This is a genomic window from Nocardia gamkensis NBRC 108242 (assembly GCF_001612985.1).
In the GTDB taxonomy this organism is placed as follows: Bacteria; Actinomycetota; Actinomycetes; order Mycobacteriales; family Mycobacteriaceae; genus Nocardia; species Nocardia gamkensis.
Genome location: NZ_BDBM01000028.1, coordinates 19,356 through 39,080 on the forward strand (window position 1 = coordinate 19,356; position 19,725 = coordinate 39,080).

Sequence of the window (19,725 nt, forward strand, 5' to 3'; positions counted from 1 at the left end):
TCTGCCCCTTTCGCCCTGCCGTGCGGCGCGTTCGGGCTCGAAACTTGCCGGTCGGGTCGGCTATATTGAGCGCAACCGTAGCGGCCCTTGCCGATTCGGCAGGGAGCTGGCGGATCACGACAACTTCATGACGCAGATCTGTACGACGATTTGGGGGGCAACTCGATGAGTGATCTCTCGGTAGAGACCGAAGCGGTCCGGGCGTTCGCCGCCACGAACGCCGGTATCGCCGGTGATCTCGCGGGGGCGGGCAATTTCGACGCGGTGAAGAACGTTTCCGCGCTCGTTCCGGTGTTCGGCTTGATCGGGGCCGACTACCTGGCGATGTTCGCGGCGGCACAGGTGTTGCAGGCCAAGGACATCAACGATCTGTCGGCCAAGTACGCCAAGCTCTCGGACTCGGCGTTCAGCGCCGCCGCGGCCTACGACGCGGTCGACTGGTCCAACGCGGGCGCGCTCGGATCGATCGCGGGCCAGATCGGGGGCGCGGTATGAGGCCGCTCGACAGTGGCGTCATCGCGCCGGAGGACCACGCCGTCGCGCACGCGGCCGAGCAGAACGTCGCGATCGGCCAGCAGTCCGTGCTGGACACGCTGCAGAACGCACCCGCGCAGGCGGTGCTGGACCTGCCGTTGCCGCAGCTGCCCGACGATCTGCCGCCCATCGAGCCGCCCGCTTTCGTGCTGTCGCGCAAGATCGCGGAGGATCAGCAGTCGGTCGGCGCCATGCCCTCCGGTCTGCCGGGTCTGAACGGCGCACCGGGCGCCGAGAACGTACTCGGCGCGCCGCACGAGGCGTCGGCGCTGCTCGGTGACATGAACACGGCGGTCGACCACGTCGCGGCGCCCGCGGTCCAGGCGGCGCTCGATCAGGCCCCCGGCGTGCTGAACGGGGCACTCGCCGACGCGTCGAGCGCGGTCGCGGGCACGGTGAACCAGGCGGCGGCCGCCGCCGCGGCGTTGCCCCCGTTGCCCGCCGACCCGGTCGCCGCGCTGATGCAGGGTGTCGCGGTGCCCGCGCTCCCCGGCGTCGATCTGCTGATGAAGCCGATCCTGGACCTGCTGAGCAGCTTCGGCACCGGCGTCATCGGCGCGTTCGATCCGACCGCGATCCTGAGCCAGTCCTCCAAGGTCATCGAGATGGCCATGCAGGTGGGCAAAGGCAGCATGAGCACGGTCGAGCAGCTGTGGCAGAGCCAGGCCGCGCGCAACGCCCAGGCCGCGAGTCAGCAGGCGAACGTGGAGGGGCAGCAGACCGGCCAGCGCGGTATCGACATCTCCGAGCTCACCCAGCGTGCCGCCACGGTGGTACAGCAGGGCAACGCGCAGCTGCTCGGCATCGCGTCGTCGTTCGCCACCCAGGCGACCGCGCTCGCGCCGGTCATCCTGACCCCGCCGGCCCAGGCGACGCTGATCGCCTCGGCCACCGAACACCTGGGCAACGCCGTCGGCGTGGTCAACGCCACCCGCGGTGATCTGGCGGGCAAGACCGCCGAACTCAGCGGCATGGTGCAGCAACTGGTCGCGCCGGGCGGCGGTCCGGCGCCGCAGGAGGTCGCGCAGGCGCTGGCGGAGAACGTCGGCCAGCCGATCCTGGAGCAGGCGCAGTCGACCGCCTCGGATACCGCGACCAAGGCGGCGGGCCTGGACTCCGCCACGCCCGGGACTTCGACCCCCTCGACAACGCCGTCGTCGGTGCACACCACGCACAGTCCGAGTACCAGCCACGGCACGCCGAGCGGACTGCTCGGCAGCAGTCCCGGCAGGCCCGGAAGTCCGAGCACGCCATCGGTCCCGAAAGCCACCGGCCTGCCCGGCACCACGGTTCCCCCGATCCGCTCGGTCGCCGGCGTCCCGGGCACGTCCTTCGGTACCGGCTCGCCCGCGAGCACCACACCTGCCGGGTCGAACGGTTTCATGGGTGGCCCGGCCGGCGCGGCGGGGCAGCGCGGCAATGACGATGAACACTCGCGCTCCGTGCAGCCGTATCTGAGTCCCACCGGCAACGACGACCTCACCGGCCCGCTGGGCGAGTCCACGCCGGACGTCATCGGTGCCACGCACTCGGACGAGATCATCAGTTCGGACTACGAGCAAGACCAGTTCTGACGCGTCGCGGGGGAGGCCACGCACGGCATCCGGCCCGAACGGGGATCATCACCGTTCGGGCCGGATGACGAGCGACGGTCAGTTGTCCTGCGCGAACGCGTCGAGCAGTTTCCGGTACAGGTCGGCGAAGCGTTTGCGCGCGGCCTGCTGCTCGGCGCCGAGCCCCTCGGTGGTGTCGGGCGAATACACCACGAGATGTACGTCCTCCGACGGCGACTGCGGCATGAAGTCGATGATCCGGCTGCTCTGATCCGTGGCGGCCGGCACGCCGAGGTCCACCGTGGCGAGCGCTTTGGTCTCCGCCAGCGCCGCGCTCAGCACGTCGGGCGGAATGTGGCCGTCGATCCGCTTGGGCGGGGTCTCCGGCCGGCGCTCGGCGGCCACGGCGTCGGGGCTGCTGACCGCACGGCCGTCGGCGAAGATCTCCAGTTGCGGACGCAGGTCCGTGCGGGCCTGCCACCCGTCCGGAATGGTGGTCAGCGTGAACAACGCCAGCGGCGCGGCGATCGGCGGTAGGGCGCTGGGGCGATCCAGGCCCGGGTCGGCCGTGGCGGCGCCCGAGCCCGCCGCGACGATCAGCAGCACAACCAGCACAACAGCTTTCGTTACTCGCATCGATCCCATCTTCCGGTGCTGTCCGTGTCCACCCGCGACACAGGTGAACTGCCGTAGATCATGACAGCGCGCCGGCTTTCGGGAGGAACCGGCGCGCTGGATCGATCGGATCCGGGTCTATCGCAGGCCCGACGGAGTGTTCAGGTCTTGCGCCGAATACGTGTCGCAAGCCCGGACCTGGCCGGTCTTGTAGCCGGTGAGGAACCACTTCTGTCGCTGCTCGGACGAACCGTGCGTCCATGCTTCGGGATTCACCCGGCCCTGCGCGGCGCGCTGGATACGGTCGTCGCCGACCGCCGCGGCCGCCGACAGCGCGTCGTCGACGTCCTTGTCCGACAGCGGTTTCAGGAACGGCTGGTCGCTGCCGGGCGCAGGCTGCTTGTCCGCGAAGTGGGCCCAGATACCCGCGTAGCAGTCGGCCTGCAATTCGGTGCGTACCGCGCCGGACTCCGGCCCGCGCGGATCGCGCTGCGCGCGGCCGAGATCGCCGAGCATGTTCTGGATGTGATGGCCGATCTCGTGCGCCACCACGTATTCCTGCGCGAGCGGGCCGCCGCTGGAACCGAAGCGATCCACCAGTTCCTGGAAGAAACTGGTGTCGAAGTAGGCGGTCCGGTCGGCCGGGCAGTAGAACGGCCCGACGTCGCTGGTGGCGTTGCCGCATCCGGTGGAGGTGGCCCCGGAGAAGAGCACGACCTTCGGCTGCGAGTAGCGCTTGCCCGCCTGCTTCGGCAGTTCGGCCGACCACACGGCGTCCAGGCTCTGCGCGGTGAGCGCCACCCGGCAGTCGACGTATTTGTTGGCGTCCGCGCCGGTCTTGCAGTGGCTCGGCGTGCCCTCCGTGCCCGGCTGCGTCTGGCTCTCCTCCGGCGTACCGGTGAAGTTGCCGAGTATGGAGCCGGGGTCGCCGCCCAGCAGCAGCGCCAGCACCAGCACGATGAGTCCGCCCGCTCCACCGCCCAGCGCGAGTTTGCCGCCCATGCCGGGACCGCCGGAGGAAACCCGGTCCGGGTCGATCTGCATGCCCTCGTTGAAGGTCATCGTCGTCGCTTTCTCGCTCGTCCCCGGGGAACACGCAGCCCTCGGTCGTACGGCCCCGGTTCGCTCTCCCTCGGATACAGCTTGGCATGGGCGCGTCGATATCGGTTTCCTCTCGGGGAATGTGTCTCACTACGATGGACTCGCACCTGGTCACCCCGCGCCCGGTGTCAGCGTCGTCGAAAGGAACCCCGTGCTGCGCACCCACTTGGCTGGTTCGCTGCGAAGCGAGCATGCCGGTCAGACCGTCACTCTCACCGGTTGGGTGGCCCGGCGGCGTGACCACGGTGGGGTGATCTTCATCGATCTGCGCGACGCGTCCGGCGTGGCCCAAGCGGTGTTCCGCGAGGGCGAACCCGCCGAACAGGCGCACCGGCTGCGCGCGGAGTACTGCGTGCGCGTCACCGGCACCGTGGAACCGCGTCCGAGCGGCAACGAGAACCCGGAACTGCCGACCGGCGCGATCGAGGTGAACGTCACCGAGCTCGAGGTGCTGAACGAGAGCGCGCCGCTGCCCTTCCAGCTGGACGAGCAGCCCGGTGAGGAAGCGCGCCTGAAGCACCGCTACCTGGATCTGCGCCGGGAAGGCCCCGCGCACGCCATCCGGCTGCGCTCCAAGGTCAACGCGGCCGCCCGCGAGGTGCTCGCCCACCACGAGTTCGTCGAGGTCGAGACTCCGACGCTGACCCGGTCCACGCCCGAGGGCGCTCGCGACTTCCTGGTGCCCGCCCGCTTGCAGCCGGGCAGCTTCTACGCCCTGCCGCAGAGCCCGCAGCTGTTCAAGCAGTTGCTCATGGTCGGCGGCATCGAACGCTACTACCAGATCGCGCGCTGCTACCGGGACGAGGACTTCCGCGCCGACCGGCAGCCGGAGTTCACCCAGCTCGACATCGAGATGAGCTTCGTGCGCCAGGAGGACGTGATCCTGCTGGCCGAGGAGATCCTGGTCGCGCTGTGGAAGCTGGTGGGCTACGAGATCCAGACCCCCATCCCGCACATGACCTACGCCGAGGCCATGCGCCGTTTCGGCAGCGACAAGCCCGATCTGCGCTTCGGCGTGGAGATCACCGAGTGCACCGACTATTTCAAGGACACCCCGTTCCGGGTGTTCCAGGCGCCCTACGTCGGCGCGGTGGTCATGCCGGGCGGCGCGAGCCAGCCGCGGCGCCAGCTCGACGCCTGGCAGGAATGGGCCAAGCAGCGCGGCGCCAAGGGACTGGCGTACATCCTGGTGAACGAGGACGGCACGCTGGGTGGCCCGGTCGCCAAGAACCTGAGCGAAGCCGAGCGCGAGGGCCTGGCCAAGCATGTCGGCGCGGTGCCGGGGGACTGTGTGTTCTTCGCCGCGGGCGCACCGAAGGCGCAGCGCGCGCTGCTCGGTGCGGCGCGCGTCGAGATCGCCCGCAAGGTCGGCCTGATCGACGAGGACGCCTGGTCGTTCGTGTGGATCGTGGACGCGCCGCTGTTCGAGCCGACCGTCGAGGCGACCGCGAGCGGTGACGTGGCGGTGGGCCATTCCGCCTGGACCGCGGTGCACCACGCGTTCACCTCGCCGAAGCCGGAGTCGCTGGACACGTTCGACACCGACCCGGGCTCGGCGCTGGCCTACGCCTACGACATCGTCTGCAACGGCAACGAGATCGGTGGCGGGTCGATTCGTATCCACCGCCGCGACGTCCAGGAACGGGTCTTCGAGGTGATGGGCATCACACACGAGGAGGCCCAGGAGAAGTTCGGCTTCCTGCTCGACGCCTTCGCCTTCGGCGCTCCGCCGCACGGCGGCATCGCCTTCGGCTGGGACCGGGTCACCGCGCTGCTGGCGGGGGAGGACTCGATCCGAGAGGTCATCGCCTTCCCGAAGACCGGTGGCGGCGTCGACCCGCTGACCGACGCGCCCGCGCCGATCACCGCGCAGCAGCGCAAAGAGGCGGGACTGGACGTCAAGCCGGAGCAGAAGAAGGACGCGCCCGCCTCGTAGCGGCCGCTGCCGCGAACGGTATTTTCTGGTCAGCCGCGTCCGTGCCAGCTGACGCCGACCACGAGGAAACCCGTTGCTGCACTTGCGCATGATCAGCCCGCCGGAGAGCACCGACGAGGTGCTCACGGTACTCGCCGCCGATCCCGGGGTCACGCACGTGACCCTGGCACGCGGTGCGGCGCTGGAGCCGAAGGGCGACCTCGTCCAGGCCGACGTGGCTCGCGAGGCCGCCAACGCCGTGATCGAGGACCTCACGGCGCTGGGGATCTGCCGTTCCGGCGGCTTGACGCTCACACCGGTCGAGACGGTCTTGTCGGACGCGGGTGAACGCGCGGTGCACGAGGCGCCCGGCGATCCGAGCGACGCGGTGGTGTGGGAGGAACTGGTAGCGCAGACGCACGAGGAGTCGAGTCTCAACGCGACGTTCCTCGCGTTCCTGACGATCGCCTGCCTGCTCGCCGCCGTGGGCGTCACGACCGATTCGCCGGTGACGATCGTGGGCGCGATGGTCGTCGGTCCGGAGTTCGGTCCGTTGGCCGCGTTCGCGGTGGCGTTGGTGCGCAGGGATTTCCGGCTCGCCCGCCGTTCGGCCGTCGCGCTCGCGGTCGGTTTTCCGGTGGCGATGGTGGTGACGCTGCTGGCGACGCTGGTGTGGGAGCAGGTCGGCTGGATCACCATCGACGGGGTGGGCAGTATCGAACAGGTCGACTTCATTTACCAGGTCGGCCCGTTCTCTCTGGTCGTCGCCCTGCTCGCGGGCGCGGCGGGCATGTTGTCGCTGGTGACCGCGAAATCGGCCGCGCTGGTCGGCGTGTTCATCTCGGTGACCACCGTGCCCGCGGCCGGATTCGCCGTGGTGGCGGCGACTTTGGGGGAGTGGCGGGTGGCGTTCCTGTCCGCGGGTCAGCTCGCGGTGAATATGGGGGGCATCATCGTGGCCGGGATCATCGTGCTCGCGCTCCGGCCTCGCGCGGGCGGCGAGGCCGGGCCGGTGGAACGGTTCAAACGCCTGATCGGCATGCGCTCACCGATCGAGAAGTGAGGCGGGTTTCACAGCGCGGCGACGGGACCGCCGGTGAGGGCGCGGTAGGCGTAGGTCACGGCGATGACGGCGACCGGGCCCGCGATCAGCAGGCCGAAACCACACAGCAGTAGCCCCAGGAAGGTGACCACCAGCACCGCCAGCGCGAGCAGCAGCATCTGCCCGGCGTTGGCGACCACCAGGGTGAAGCTGGACTTCAGCGCCTCGAACGGACCCTGGTCCTGATCGACGACGAAATGCAGCGAGAACATGCACAGCCAGCCGGCGATCAGCCCGGGGATCAGGCAGATCGCCGAGCCGAGGAAGGTCAGCGTGAACGCCAGCAGCGCGGTGAGCAGCACATTGCCCGCGTTCACGAATCGGAAGTAGGCGCCGAAAGGTGGCGGGGTGCCGTCGGTTTCGTACAGGGCGCCGCGCACCATCGCCGCCTGCAGCAGCCATATACCGGCCATGACCGCCAGGAAGACGAGCAGCAGCGGCAGCATCGTCGTCGGGTCGGTGAGCTGGACGACGAGCACGAACGCCAGATATATGACCAGGCCCACCGCGGTCACCCCGACCCACGGGCCCGGATTGGCCCGGAAACGGGCCCAGCCGTAGCTGAGCGCCTGGCCCACGTCCAGCGTGCCCGGTCCCGTGGTGACCTGCTGGTAGCCGTAGACCGGCTCCTGGGCGGGCGCCGGGCCGGGCGGTGGCGTCCAGCCCGGGCCGGTTCCCTGTGGGCCGTAGCTGGGGTGCGGCGCGCCCACGGGCGGGGGTGGCTGCACCGGTTCGCTGCCGTAGTGCGCCGCGCCGGGACCTTCGAACTGCGGGTATGCTGACGAACCGGCCATCTCGTGGCGGGGTTGGCCGGTTGCGGGGGTGCCGCCTCGCGGATCGGGGTTCTCGTGCTGCCCCGGCCGTGCCGCGAAGCGCTCCTCGTCGTTCGGGGAGGAAGCGCCACCAGGTGATTGTTTGGGTGCGGGGGGCGGTGTTTCGGTCATGCGTAGACCTTTCCACTCAACTGGTTTGCGGTGTGGCGCACGGCAGTTCACGATGAGAAAACCCGACGGGTGCACAGGTGTCAAGCGACCGGCGGCCACCCTCCGGCCTGGCCGGAGACACGCCGGGCGACGCGGAAAGGTTGTGTAACCGCTCGCTAGAAGTGACCCCATGCGAGTACTTTGAGAGGCGATGACCGCACTATTGGCCGAACGCGCCGCCGAAGTCGTGTCCGCAGCGCAACAGTTGCTCACAAAGCGAATGGGTGCTCCGGTAAAGCTGAGCGATCCGATCGAACTCAGCGGTAGTGGTAGGACGACCGTCCTACGTGTGCGAGTAGCGGAGAACGCCTTCTCGTTGCCGCGAACCCTGATAATCAAGCAGGTCCGTGGCGCCGCCCAGGATCGCCGGACCGGTGGTCTGGCGCCCGGGGTGGCCAGCATCGATTCCGCGTTCCTCCGCGAGACGGTGTCCTACCAGTTCACCACCGCACTGAGCCGGGAACACCGCCCGGGCGCGTACCTGATCGCGCACAGCCTCCCCGACCGGCTGTTGATCCTCAGCGACCTCGGTGAGAACTCACTGCTCACCGCCGTGCTGCGCTCCGGCGCCGAGCCGGCCACCCGCAATGCCCTCATGGCCTTCGCCCAGGCGCTGGGCCGGATGCACGCCGCCACCGTCGGGCGCGAGGCGGACTTCGTCGCGTTGCTGCGCCGGGTGGACGTGGTGCACCGGGTGGACGGCATCGCCCAGCAGGCCGAGTCGGCGATCGCCGAGGTGCCCGGCATGCTCCAGCGCGAACTGGGCATCGAGGTGCCCGGCGAGATCGCCGAGCGGATCGTGCGCGGCAACCGCCTGTACTCCGCGGGGCGCTTCCGGGCGTTCAGCCCGTCGGACCTCTGCCCGGACAATGTGATCTTGAACGAGGAGGGCGCCCGCTTCCTCGACTACGAGTGGGGCGGGTTCCGCGACGCCACCCTGGACATCGCCTACGCGCTGGTGTCCTTCCCGGGGTGCCTGTGCGACCTCGAGCTCTCCCGCGAACGCGCCAACCAGATGGTCGAGGCGTGGCGCGCGGAAGTCGTAGGCGTGTGGCCCGCGCTGGCCGACGACGACCAGCTGGCCGAACGCATCTTGGAAGCTCGGCTGATCTGGGTGTGGCTGTCCACCTACTGGTTCCTGCCCGCCGACCACACGCGTATCGCGGCTGCCCGGGAGCACGGGCTGTCGGTGCCGCGCTCGGCGGCCCTGATCAACCGCTGGGCCGCGCTCGCCGAAGACGCGCGGTGCACGGGGGACGACATCGTGGGCGATTTCGCCGAGGACGTGTCGGCGATGCTGGAAGAGCGCTGGTCGGAGTAAGGCACCGCGTTCGAGCAATTGGGCGTGGGCTGTGCTGGACCTCAGCGGTGCGAATTCGGCCGTCAGCTCTGTTGTCGCCGCTCCGGCGGTCTTCTACCGGGCTGGGAAGCGTCCAGCGCATCCCGGGCCTACCTCCTGACCGCGTCGCAGGCATGAGCAGAAAGATTCGCCGGTGCCTTTGCCGCATTCCAGCGCTGGGTGCGCTCGCGTGACACCCATGTGATGCGACCTGCTGCCCGCGGTGCGGGACTCACTGTGGCGGCCCGCAGCCGCGAGGAGATCGGCCAGGGCGGCGAGCGGTTCCGACCGCCACCACGACCGCGCCGTCGATGCCCGCGACCGCGCCGAGGCGATCCATCCCGGTGGCCGATCGCCACCGGGATGGATCGGCCCTAGGAAAGCCCATAGCGCTGCACGGCTTGCGGCCGTCGCAGAGCCGAATACGCGTACGGATGCGAATCGGCCTGCGGGACCTGCATGATGAGAGGTCGGGAGCGCTCGGTTCAGGGGCACGGGCGCGGGGAGAGGGAGTGCCGAATGGGTCACCTACCGCTGGTATTGCTTGCGCTCGTTCTCGTCGCCGCGCCGGTCGGCGGCGTGTTCCTGCGAAGAAACAGAGGCCGGAGCCGGATCGAAGGCGACCCGGCGACGCGTGCCCGCGCGGCCGGGGCGCAGCTCAGCAAAGAGGTTCGCGCCTATCAATGGCGGAACCGGTCCCATGGCAAGTCGGACGACAACAGCAGCAGCGGTGGCGGTGGATGCGGTGGCGGATGCGCGGGCGGAGAGTGAGCTACCGCCCGACGATCAGCCGAGCGGCCCTGGGCGCGGCTCGACCCGGCCCCCGGAACGTACGGCGAACGAAGCTCCGTGGCGCACACCGGAATTCGGATCGGTGACGTTCAGCAGGTAGAACCAGTCCATCTGTGCCTGCTCCGCGGTGACCTCCAGCACGCCGTAGCCGTGCGAATCCAATTCCACGTACCGCAGATGACGGTTGATCGCCCCGAGCGATTCCGCGATCGGCGCGGAATTCGTCCGCAGCAGGTCGCCGATGCTGGACGAGGTCACCGACGGCACCACGAACTCGGCGCCCGCCGTCGCCCCGGCCGGGTAGCTCGCCGCGTCCACCGGGAGATCCGCGGCCCACGAGGAGTGGATGTCCCCGGTCAGGAACAGCACGTCGGAGATCTGCTGATCGAGGATGGCGCGGAAGAGGCGGGTGCGGTCGGCGGTGTAACCGTCCCACTGGTCGCCGTTCAGTGCCGGGCCGGACTCCGGGACGCCCAAGGTACTGGTGATCGCCGCCGTGGTGGCAGGCTCCAGCGGCGGGAAGACCAGCGGAGCGATCATCACCGAGTTGCCGACCAGCTTCCACCGCACCGGCGCGGACGCCAAGCCCGCGGTCAGCCACTCCATCTGCGCCTTACCGGTGATGGTGCGCGCCGGGTTGTCGGCCTCCCGCCAGTTCGCTCCCGGTTTCGCCTCCTCGTCGCGATAGCTGCGCAGATCGAGCATGCTGAGCTCGGCCAAGGTGCCGAAGCGCAGCCTGCGGTAGATCCGCACGTCGGTGCCGGCCCCGGATGCGCGGACCGGCATCCATTCCAAGTAGGCCTGCGCGGAGGCGGCGCGCCGGTCGATCCAGCTGCCCTCGGTCGCGGGATCGTGGTTGTGCGCGCCGCCGGACCAGGAGTTGTCCGCGGATTCGTGGTCGTCCCAGGTACAGATGAACGGCAGCGTGGCGTGCAGACCGAGCAGATCCGGGTCGGTCTTGTACTGGGCGTGGCGGATGCGGTAATCGGTCAGGCTGACGATCTCGTTCGCCGGTTCGTGCGCACGCACGGTGCCGTTGCGGCCGCCGTATTTGCCGCGACCGTATTCGTAGATGTAATCGCCCAGGTGCACGATCGCGTCCAGATCGGTGCGGCCGGCCAGGTGACGGTAGGCGCCGAACCAGCCCGCCTCCCAGTTCGAGCAGGAGACCACGCCGAATCGAAGGCGGTCCGGTGTGTCCGTCGTGGCGGGCGCGGTCTTGGTGCGGCCGATGGGGGAGGTCTGGCCGAGGGCGCTGAAGCGATAGAAGTACTCGACGTTCGGCGCGAGGCCGGAGACGTCGACCTTGACGGTGTGGTCGGACTCCGCCGCGGCCGTCACGGTTCCGGAGGCGGCGATCGAGAGGAACCGCTCGTCCGCGGCGATCTCCCACCGCACGGTCGCCGGGTCGCCCACGCCCGAACCGGGCGTCGCGTCGTCGGAGACGGTGACGCGGGTCCAGAGGATGACGCCGTCGGGAAGCGGGTCGCCCGAGGCGACGCCGTGCCGGAATGCCGGTGTCGCGGCTTGCGCGCGTCCGGCGCCCGCCACCGCGGTGGCGGTGGCGGCGGCCGCGCTGCCCTTCAGCAGGGTGCGCCGAGCGAAGCGGGCGGCGGACGATGGATCTGAAACGAATGCGTTTTCAGGCACGGGTACCGATCCCATCCGAAGTACCGGCGACGCGCAACTCGGTTCGCCGCCGCGCCGGTCCGCGCAGTGCTCCGCCGCGCAATGAGAACCGGGGGAACGGCATGTCGCGCTGTCGGTGCGGCTGGGTAACGTTCGTCTGGTGAGCGATGGTTTGTTCGACGTGCCCGGTGCCGCGGTGCCCCCGGAGCATTCGATCGACACCGTGGTGCGCAGGGACGCGGGTGCGCCGCTGGCCGTGCGCATGCGTCCGGCCACACTGGAGGAAGTGGTCGGCCAGCAGCATCTGCTCGGCCCCGGCTCGCCGCTGCGCAGGCTGATCGAGGGATCGGGAGCCGCCTCGGTGCTGCTGTACGGGCCGCCCGGAACGGGCAAGACCACCCTCGCCTCGCTCATCTCGCAGGCCACCGGACGGCGGTTCGAGGCGCTGTCGGCCCTCTCGGCCGGCGTCAAGGAGGTGCGCGCGGTCATCGACATGGCGCGGCGCAGGCTGTCGGCGGGCGAGCAGACCGTGCTGTTCATCGATGAGGTGCACCGTTTCTCCAAGACCCAGCAGGACGCGCTGCTGGCCGCGGTGGAGAACCGCATCGTCCTGCTGGTCGGCGCGACCACCGAGAACCCGTCGTTCTCGGTGGTGTCGCCGCTGCTGTCGCGGTCGCTGGTGCTGCAACTGCGGTCGCTGACCGAAGCCGACATCCGCCAAGTGCTCGGCCGCGCGATCGCCGACCCGCGTGGGCTCGCGGGCGAGTACACCGTCACCGACGCCGCGCTCGAGCACATCGTCCGGATCGCGGGCGGCGACGCCCGCCGCGCGCTGACCGCGCTGGAAGCGTCGGCCGAATCCTCGCTCGACGGCACCGTCGACGTGGACCTGGTCGAGGCCAGCGTGGACAAGGCCGCCGTCCGCTACGACCGCGCTGGCGACCAGCACTACGACGTGATCAGCGCGTTCATCAAGTCCATCCGCGGCTCGGACGTCGATGCCGCCTTGCACTACCTGGCACGCATGCTCAGCGCGGGCGAAGATCCGCGCTTCATCGCCCGCAGGCTGATGATCCACGCCAGTGAGGACATCGGCATGGCCGATCCGATGGCGTTGCAGACGGCGACCGCCGCCGCGCAGGTGGTGCAGCTGGTCGGCCTGCCCGAGGGCCGCCTCGCGCTCGCGCAGGCCACGATCCATCTGGCGACCGCCCCGAAGTCCGGCGCCGTGGTGGCCGCGATCGGAGCGGCCATGGCTGATGTCGCGGCGGGTAAAGCGGGCCCGGTCCCGCCGCACTTGCGTGATGGTCACTACGCGGGTGCGGCGGCACTCGGCAACGCGCAGGGTTACCGGTACCCCCACGACGACAAAGACGGCGTGCTCGCCCAGCAGTATCCGCCCGACGAACTGGTCGGCGTCGACTACTACCGTCCCACCGACCACGGGCACGAACGCGAGATCGGTCCGCGGGTCGACAAGCTGCGCCGCATCGTCCGAGGCTGACCGCTCAGAACCGCTGCTGGGCTGGGTTCGCTGAGCGATCGCGGGGACGCGACGGGTGCACGGTCGATGAAAATTCGCGTGCGCGGCACCGGTAGGCTGGGTATTCGTGCAGACCCACGAGATTCGACGGCGTTTCCTGGACCACTTTCTCCGTGCCGGCCATACCGAGGTGCCGAGTGCCTCGCTGATCCTGGCCGACCCGAACCTGCTGTTCGTCAACGCAGGCATGGTCCAGTTCAAGCCGTACTTCCTGGGTCAGGAGGCGCCGCCGTACCCGCGGGCGACCAGCGTGCAGAAATGCGTGCGGACCGGCGACATCGAAGAGGTCGGCGTCACCACGCGGCACAACACGTTCTTCCAGATGGCGGGGAACTTCTCCTTCGGTGACTATTTCAAGGAGGGGGCGATCACGCTCGCCTGGGAGCTGATCTCCAAGCCGCAGGACGAAGGCGGTTACGGCTTCGACCCCGAGCGGATCTGGGTGACCGTCTACCAGGACGACCCGGAGGCCGCCGAGATCTGGAAGCGGGTCGCGGGCATGCCCGAGGAGCGCATCCAGTTCCGCGACGGCAAGGACAACTATTGGGACATGGGCGTGCCCGGCCCCGGTGGACCCTGCTCGGAGATCTACTACGACCGCGGGCCCGAGCACGGCCGCGACGGCGGACCGGTCGCCGACGAGGACCGCTACCTCGAGATCTGGAATCTCGTGTTCATGCAGGACGTCCGCGGTGAGCTGAGCCCGAAGCTGGGGCATCCGCCGGTCGGGTCGCTGCCGAAGAAGAACATCGACACCGGTATGGGCGTCGAGCGGATCGCGCTGCTGCTGCAGGGCGTGGACAACGTCTACGAGACCGACCTGCTGCGCCCCATCATCGACAAGGCCGAGGAGCTGACCGGACGTTCCTACGGCGTCCAGCACGAGGACGACGTCCGCTTCCGCGTGATCGCCGACCACGCCCGCACCGCCGCCATGCTCATCGCCGACGGCGTGAACCCCGGCAACGACGGCCGCGGCTACGTGCTGCGCCGCCTGCTGCGCCGCATCGTGCGCTCGGCGCGCCTGCTCGGCGCCGAGAAGCCGGTGATGAGCGAGTTCATGAAGGTCGTCAGCGACCTGATGGCCCCGTCCTACCCGGAGCTGGCCACCGACTTCCGCCGGATCGAGACCGTCGCCGTCGGCGAGGAGACGGCGTTCCTGAAGACACTGAACACCGGCTCCACCTTGTTCGACAACACCGCCGCCGCGGTAAAGGCGGGGGGCGGCAGCACGATCGCGGGGTCGGACGCGTTCACCCTGCACGACACCTACGGTTTCCCGATCGATCTGACGCTGGAGATGGCCGCCGAGGCCGGGCTGTCGGTCGACGAGGAGGGCTTCCGCTCGCTCATGGCCGAGCAGCGCAAGCGCGCCAAGGAGGACGCGCAGTCCCGTAAGCACGCCCACGCCGACCTGACGATCTACAAGGAGCTGGTCGACCGGGGCGCCACCGAGTTCACCGGCTTCGACGAGCTCACCTCCGAGGCCACCGTGCTCGCCCTGATCGCCGACGGCGTCCGGGTGCCCGCCGCGACCGCCGGACAGGACGTCGAGGTGATCCTGGACCGCAGCCCGCTCTACGCCGAGTCCGGCGGCCAGATCGCCGACCGCGGCTCCATCACCGCCTCCTCGGGCCTGAAGCTGCGCGTCAACGACGTGCAGAAGATCGCCAAGAAGCTGTGGGTGCACAAGACCACCGTGGAGCACGGCCAGGTCACCGAGGGCGATATCGTGCTCGCCCAGGCCGATCCCGCGTGGCGGCGCGGCGCCACGCAGGGCCATTCCGGCACGCACATGGTGCACGCCGCCCTCCGGCAGGTGCTCGGCCCGAACGCCGTGCAGGCCGGTTCCCTGAACAAGCCGGGCTACCTGCGCTTCGACTTCAACTGGCAGGGCCAGCTGTCCGAGCAGCAGAAGGCCGACATCGAGGCCGTGTCCAACGACGCGGTAGGCGCCGACTTCCCGGTGAACACTTTCCTCACCGATCTGCCGAAGGCCAAGCAGATGGGCGCGCTGGCGCTGTTCGGCGAGAACTACGGCAACGAGGTCCGCGTCGTGGAGATCGGCGGCCCGTTCTCCATGGAGCTGTGCGGCGGTACGCACGTGCAGCATTCCTCGCAGATCGGCCCGATCACCGTGCTCGGCGAGTCGTCGGTCGGCTCCGGTGTGCGGCGCGTCGAAGCGTTCGTCGGCCTGGACTCCTACAAGTACCTGGCCAAGGAGCGCGCGCTGCTGGCCGGTGTCGCCTCCGCGCTGAAGGTGCCCTCCGAAGAGGTGCCGGGTCGCGTCGAGCAGCTCGTGGAGCGGCTCAAGGTGGCCGAGAAAGAACTCGAGCGCACGAAGATGGCGGCCGTGCTGTCGTCGGCGGCCACATTCGTCGAGGAAGCCGAGCGGATCGGCCGCCTGCTGCTGGTCGCCGTGGCCGCGCCGGAGGGCGTGCCCGCGGGAGATCTGCGCACCCTCGCCACCGACATCCGCGGCCGGTTCGGCAGCGAGCCCGCCGTGGTGGTGCTGCTCGGCAACGCCGACGGCAAGGTGCCGTTCGTGGTCGCCGTGAACAAGCCTGCGCAGGAACTCGGCATCAAGGCGGGTGATCTGGTCGGCAGCTTCGGCCCGAGTATCGCCGGACGCGGCGGCGGTAAGCCGGAGATGGCCCAGGGCGCGGGGTCGGATCCGTCCGGCATTCCGGCGGGCCTGGCCGCGGTCCGCGCGCGGGTGGCCGAACTCGCCGGGTGATGGGCGAGCCCGCGGAATCGGAGAGGTCGGCGCAGCGCGGCGCCGACCGGCCGGATCCCGCCACCGACCCCGGCCGGGGCAGGCGGATCGGCGTCGACGTCGGCAGTGTCCGGATCGGGGTCGCCGCGTGCGATCCCGACGGCATTCTCGCCACGCCGGTGGAGACCGTACCGCGCGCGAAATCGTCACGGCGTTCGGCTCCCGCACCCGATATCGAAAGAATTGCCGAAATTGTGCGGGAGTACGAGGCAGTCGAGGTAATCGTCGGATTGCCGCGAACATTACGCGGGGAGAAGGGGACTGCGGCTACGCTGGCCAGCGCATTCGCTGAGCGATTGCGGGCTGCCGTCGGGCCGGTACCGGTCCGGCTTTCCGACGAACGTTTGACTACGGTGTCAGCTGCACGTGCATTGCGGGACAGTGGAGTTCGCGCGCGTGGCCAGCGGCAGGTGATCGATCAGGCGGCGGCCGTGTCGATCCTGCAAGGATGGTTGGACGAACGGAGTGCGGTGTTGAGGTCGGTGGAAGCGGGACGTCCCGCGTCGCCCGGGGACGATGCATGACGGATCGGTGGGCGCGGGCCGAGGAACTGTTCCGACAGCGCGAAGCTGATCGGCGGTATCGGAGAGACGACCGGGCCTGGGGCGAACACGACGACGGCGACGACTACTACGACGACGATACGACCGTCATCCCCCGCTACGTCGATGACGAGGAGGAGGAGCCGCCCACGCCGGCTCCGCCCGCCCCGCGGCGTGGCGGGCAGCGCGCGAGCGCGACTCGCGAGCAGGTGCCGCGCCGCGCGAAGCGCGTGCAGCCGGAGCGTTCCGAGCGCCCTGGCAGACGTGGCAAGCGATCCCGGGTGGCCTCGCGCAAAGCCGCCGAGCGCAAGCGGCGCCGCCGGACCATATGGATCGTCGGCGGCGTGTTCGCGCTGATATTCGCCGGCGCTGTCGTCTTCGCGGGCATGAAGCTGGTCGCCAGTTTCGGCCCGCCGGAGGACTTCGCGGGTCCGCCCGGACCCTTGGTGATCGTGCAAGTGCACGACGGCGACACCTCGACGCAGATCGCGGCGACCATGCACGACAAGGGCGTCGTCGCCAGCACCGGCGCGTTCATCGAAGCGGCCGTGCGGAATTCGAACATGAACTCGGTGCAGCCGGGCTTCTACGCGATCGCGAGCCGCAGTCCCGCCGCGCAGGCGGTCGCCGCGCTGGTCGGCAAGGACTCCAGGGTCGGCAACCTGGTCGTTTCCGAAGGACGTCTGCTGCACGACCAGCACGACATGAGCACCGGCGGGCGGTACGACGGCATCTACCGCAAGATCGCCGAGGCCAGCTGCATCGGCACCGGCGCGAACCAGAAGTGCGTGACCTACGAACAGCTCGATGCCGCGGGCGCGAGCCTGGACCTGGCCTCGCTCGGGGTGCCGGCGTGGGCGATGCAGGGTGTCAAGGACTGCCCGGACCGGGCGAGACAGCTGGAGGGCCTGATCGCAGCGGGCACATGGGATTTCGATCCCAGCGGCACACCGGAACAGATCCTGCGGCAACTGGTGTCCGCGAGCGCGAAGAGCTATGAATCCACCGGATTGCTGCAGTCCGGCGCCGACACGAAACTGACGCCCTATGAGACGCTGGTCGCCGCCTCGCTGGTGGAACGTGAGGCGAAACCACAGGACATGGGCAAAGTGGCACGGGTGATCGTGAACCGGCTGCGGGTCGATCAGATGCTGCAGTTCGACTCGACGGTGAACTACACCCTGGATCGCACCGAGGTGGCGACCACCGACGCCGACCGCGCTCAGGAAACCGCCTGGAACACCTACGCGATGCAGGGCCTGCCCAAGACTCCGATCGCCGCGCCGTCGTTGAACGCGTTGCGTGCGATGGAGAATCCGGAAGTGGGGCCCTGGCTGTACTTCGTCACCGTCGACAAGCAGGGCACCACCTTGTTCACCGACGACTACCAGGAGCATCTGCGCCTGATCGCACGTGCGCAGCGCAGCGGCATTCTCGACAGTTCCAAGGACAGCGGTGGCCGGTAGTCGCAAGGCGGCGGTGCTCGGTAAGCCGATCGCGCACTCGCGATCGCCCCAGCTGCACCTGGCCGCATACCGCGCGCTCGGGCTGGACTGGAGCTACGAGCGCATCGAATGCTCGGCCGAGCAACTGCCCGGGTTCGTCGAAGGGCTCGGCCCGGAATGGGTGGGGCTCTCGGTGACCATGCCCGGCAAGGAAGCGGCACTGGCCTACGCGCACGAGCGCACCGAGCGTGCCGTGCTGGTCGGATCGGCCAACACCTTGGTCCGCACCGGCGCAGGCTGGTTGGCCGACTGCACCGACGTCGACGGCGTGCTCGGTGCGCTGCGCGGCGCCGGGGCCGGAGAACTGGCCGAAGGCGTGGTGTTGGGCGCGGGCGGTACCGCACGGCCCGCTCTGCTGGCGCTGTCGGAACTGGGCGCGAAGTCGGTCACCGTGGTCGCGCGGGACGCGAACCGGGCGCGCGGTGCGCTCGAACTCGCCGAGCGGCTCGGAATGGTTGCCGCGCTGGCCGCATTCGAGGCCGGGCCGCTCGAGGGGATCTGCGCGGCCGCAGGCGCTGTGATCAGTACCGTTCCCGCCACGGCGGCCGCGGTCGTCGCCCCCGCGGTGGCCGAGGCTCCGGTGGTGCTCGACGCGATCTACAACCCATGGCCGACACCGCTGGCCGAGGCGGTGTGGAGGGCCGGGCACACGGTGGTCAGCGGTTTGGAGATGCTGCTGAACCAGGCCTACGGGCAGGTCGAGCTGTTCACCGGGCAGCCCGCGCCGCGCGCGGAGATGGCGGCGGCGCTGGACGAGGGGCACCGGCCCCGGAATTGATACCGGTTCTAGTTTTGTTGAGCGCGACGCGGGGTTAGGGTGGTGCGCATGAATGCTTGGGTGTTGCGGGCGATCGTGCTCGGTGCGCTGGTCGTCGTGCTGCGCGCCGCGCTGGGGTTCGCGATGGTGTACTGGCCGACCCACGGGGCGTGGATGCGTGCGCTCGCACTGATCGTGCTGGTCGCAGCCGCCCTGTACTGGGGTTTCCTGGACGGACGCAAGGACAGGGCGGCCCAGCCCGATCCCGACCGCGGCACCGACCTGACACTGCTGTGGCTGAAGGCCGCGGTGGTGGCCGGCGTCGGCAGCGGTCTCGCCGCCTGGCTGCTCGACTGGTTGCCCAAGTTCGACCTGGGAGACAACGGCCTGCTCTTCGAACTCACCGCGGCCGCGGCGTTCATCGTCCTGCTGATCTTCATCTTCGCCCTCATCGGCGTGGGCATCGGGCGCGCTCTCGCCGACCGCGCCGCAAGCAAACAGTCCACCCTCGCCTGACCCGGCTCGCGCATCGACGCAATCGGATGGACGGCGGGTGATCCGCGCATGAAGTTGCTCGTCCGCGTCATTTGCTGACGCATTGCCATAGGTGGTGATGCAGCCGACCGGCAGCGCCGGTGCGTACCTCCCCTTTTCGCTGCCGACGCCGCCGGTTATGCTGCTGTGCAATGCATTTCAACGGGAGGGGAAGCGTTGTGCTGATTCGATTCGGGGTTACCGCGGCGATGGCGATCGCCGCGTCCGCGTTCGTGTTCGGCGGTCAGGCGGCGGCGAAAGCCGATGGCTGCGCCTCGGCGCAACCCAAGTGGGGGTTCCAATGCGTGTCGTCGGCGTCGAACGTCTCACTGGCGAGCTGCATGAAGGACGCGCCGCTCTGGAACGATCACGCGGAGTGCGTTCCGCGAAACGACGGCAGTGGTAGGTACGACCTCTGGGTTCCGTCCCACTGAGACGAGAAACGGCGGACCCTCCTGGAGGGTCCGCCGTTCCTCGTTCGGTCGAACACGTCGTCCGGCACCGG

16 protein-coding genes are annotated in these 19,725 nt (G+C 69.5%); 12 read left to right on the forward strand and 4 right to left on the reverse strand.

The window, feature by feature from the left end; translation table 11 throughout:
• Positions 1-165 precede the first annotated feature (165 nt).
• Together NG1_RS21650 and NG1_RS21655 are read left to right on the forward strand one after the other, a co-directional pair.
• Positions 166-495, forward strand: coding sequence for a type VII secretion target (locus NG1_RS21650; RefSeq protein WP_040867626.1), 330 nt, complete (start codon positions 166-168; stop codon positions 493-495).
• Entirely contained in the window at positions 492-2,108 is a 1,617-nt protein-coding gene (locus tag NG1_RS21655) for a hypothetical protein (protein ID WP_062973546.1), read from the forward strand. The genes NG1_RS21650 and NG1_RS21655 overlap by 4 nt, the downstream gene beginning before the upstream one ends.
• A gap of 78 nt (positions 2,109-2,186) precedes the next feature.
• Here NG1_RS21655 and NG1_RS21660 read toward each other — a convergent pair whose 3' ends face one another.
• On the reverse strand, positions 2,187-2,723 hold the full coding sequence (locus NG1_RS21660) for a hypothetical protein (RefSeq protein WP_062973686.1): 537 nt from the start codon (positions 2,721-2,723) through the stop codon (positions 2,187-2,189).
• A 117-nt stretch (positions 2,724-2,840) separates the two neighbouring features.
• Positions 2,841-3,764: a KPN_02809 family neutral zinc metallopeptidase gene (ypfJ, locus tag NG1_RS21665; protein WP_062973548.1), complete on the reverse strand. Its 924-nt coding sequence runs from the start codon at positions 3,762-3,764 to the stop codon at positions 2,841-2,843.
• Between the two features lie 190 nt (positions 3,765-3,954).
• Between ypfJ and aspS the strand changes: the two genes are divergently transcribed.
• Together aspS and NG1_RS21675 are read left to right on the forward strand one after the other, a co-directional pair.
• Positions 3,955-5,739 carry an aspartate--tRNA ligase gene (aspS, locus tag NG1_RS21670; RefSeq protein WP_040867620.1) on the forward strand — a complete coding sequence of 595 codons (1,785 nt, stop codon included), beginning with the start codon at positions 3,955-3,957 and terminating at the stop codon, positions 5,737-5,739.
• 73 nt (positions 5,740-5,812) lie between these two features.
• Positions 5,813-6,781, forward strand: coding sequence for a DUF389 domain-containing protein (locus NG1_RS21675; RefSeq protein ID WP_063910401.1), 969 nt, complete (start codon positions 5,813-5,815; stop codon positions 6,779-6,781).
• A gap of 8 nt (positions 6,782-6,789) precedes the next feature.
• Here NG1_RS21675 and NG1_RS21680 read toward each other — a convergent pair whose 3' ends face one another.
• Positions 6,790-7,764 carry a hypothetical protein gene (locus NG1_RS21680; RefSeq protein ID WP_062973550.1) on the reverse strand — a complete coding sequence of 325 codons (975 nt, stop codon included), beginning with the start codon at positions 7,762-7,764 and terminating at the stop codon, positions 6,790-6,792.
• 190 nt (positions 7,765-7,954) lie between these two features.
• Here NG1_RS21680 and NG1_RS21685 point away from each other — a divergent pair, with 190 nt between their 5' ends.
• The gene (locus NG1_RS21685) at positions 7,955-9,124 is read left to right on the forward strand and encodes a phosphotransferase family protein (RefSeq protein ID WP_040867617.1); all 1,170 of its coding nucleotides are present in this window, start codon (positions 7,955-7,957) and stop codon (positions 9,122-9,124) included.
• A gap of 804 nt (positions 9,125-9,928) precedes the next feature.
• On the opposite strand, the gene NG1_RS21690 is transcribed toward NG1_RS21685, so the two are convergent.
• Positions 9,929-11,599: an alkaline phosphatase D family protein gene (locus NG1_RS21690; protein ID WP_062973552.1), complete on the reverse strand. Its 1,671-nt coding sequence runs from the start codon at positions 11,597-11,599 to the stop codon at positions 9,929-9,931.
• A 124-nt stretch (positions 11,600-11,723) separates the two neighbouring features.
• Between NG1_RS21690 and NG1_RS21695 the strand changes: the two genes are divergently transcribed.
• The 7 genes from NG1_RS21695 (at position 11,724) to NG1_RS21725 (ending at position 19,654) form a co-directional block, all read left to right on the forward strand.
• Complete coding sequence (locus NG1_RS21695; protein ID WP_157114168.1) at positions 11,724-13,067, forward strand: replication-associated recombination protein A; 1,344 nt, start codon at positions 11,724-11,726, stop codon at positions 13,065-13,067.
• 106 nt (positions 13,068-13,173) lie between these two features.
• Entirely contained in the window at positions 13,174-15,843 is a 2,670-nt protein-coding gene (gene alaS / locus NG1_RS21700; RefSeq protein WP_062973556.1) for an alanine--tRNA ligase, read from the forward strand.
• A complete protein-coding gene (gene ruvX / locus NG1_RS21705) occupies positions 15,843-16,406 on the forward strand; it encodes a Holliday junction resolvase RuvX (RefSeq protein WP_062973558.1) in 564 nt (187 codons plus the stop codon). The genes alaS and ruvX overlap by 1 nt, the downstream gene beginning before the upstream one ends.
• A complete protein-coding gene (locus NG1_RS21710) occupies positions 16,403-17,890 on the forward strand; it encodes an endolytic transglycosylase MltG (RefSeq protein WP_062973560.1) in 1,488 nt (495 codons plus the stop codon). Before ruvX ends, NG1_RS21710 begins: the two co-directional genes overlap by 4 nt.
• Complete coding sequence (locus tag NG1_RS21715) at positions 17,880-18,707, forward strand: shikimate dehydrogenase (RefSeq protein WP_062973562.1); 828 nt, start codon at positions 17,880-17,882, stop codon at positions 18,705-18,707. The genes NG1_RS21710 and NG1_RS21715 overlap by 11 nt, the downstream gene beginning before the upstream one ends.
• A gap of 48 nt (positions 18,708-18,755) precedes the next feature.
• Positions 18,756-19,202, forward strand: a complete 447-nt coding sequence (locus NG1_RS21720) for a B-4DMT family transporter (RefSeq protein ID WP_084499101.1) — start codon at positions 18,756-18,758, stop codon at positions 19,200-19,202.
• Between the two features lie 170 nt (positions 19,203-19,372).
• Entirely contained in the window at positions 19,373-19,654 is a 282-nt protein-coding gene (locus NG1_RS21725) for a hypothetical protein (protein ID WP_245659988.1), read from the forward strand.
• The last annotated feature ends 71 nt before the right edge of the window (positions 19,655-19,725 follow it).

What these genes read in the sequence shown, in the direction of transcription:
- NG1_RS21650 (WP_040867626.1), top strand. Translation starts at nt 166, where the DNA reads ATGAGTGATCTCTCGGTAGAGACCGAAGCGGTCCGGGCGTTCGCCGCC.
- NG1_RS21655 (WP_062973546.1), top strand. Translation starts at nt 492, where the DNA reads ATGAGGCCGCTCGACAGTGGCGTCATCGCGCCGGAGGACCACGCCGTC.
- NG1_RS21660 (WP_062973686.1), bottom strand. Translation starts at nt 2,723, where the DNA reads ATGCGAGTAACGAAAGCTGTTGTGCTGGTTGTGCTGCTGATCGTCGCG.
- ypfJ (WP_062973548.1), bottom strand. Translation starts at nt 3,764, where the DNA reads ATGACCTTCAACGAGGGCATGCAGATCGACCCGGACCGGGTTTCCTCC.
- NG1_RS21680 (WP_062973550.1), bottom strand. Translation starts at nt 7,764, where the DNA reads ATGACCGAAACACCGCCCCCCGCACCCAAACAATCACCTGGTGGCGCT.
- NG1_RS21685 (WP_040867617.1), top strand. Translation starts at nt 7,955, where the DNA reads ATGACCGCACTATTGGCCGAACGCGCCGCCGAAGTCGTGTCCGCAGCG.
- NG1_RS21690 (WP_062973552.1), bottom strand. Translation starts at nt 11,599, where the DNA reads ATGGGATCGGTACCCGTGCCTGAAAACGCATTCGTTTCAGATCCATCG.
- ruvX (WP_062973558.1), top strand. Translation starts at nt 15,843, where the DNA reads ATGGGCGAGCCCGCGGAATCGGAGAGGTCGGCGCAGCGCGGCGCCGAC.
- NG1_RS21710 (WP_062973560.1), top strand. Translation starts at nt 16,403, where the DNA reads ATGACGGATCGGTGGGCGCGGGCCGAGGAACTGTTCCGACAGCGCGAA.
- NG1_RS21720 (WP_084499101.1), top strand. Translation starts at nt 18,756, where the DNA reads ATGAATGCTTGGGTGTTGCGGGCGATCGTGCTCGGTGCGCTGGTCGTC.
- NG1_RS21725 (WP_245659988.1), top strand. Translation starts at nt 19,373, where the DNA reads ATGCATTTCAACGGGAGGGGAAGCGTTGTGCTGATTCGATTCGGGGTT.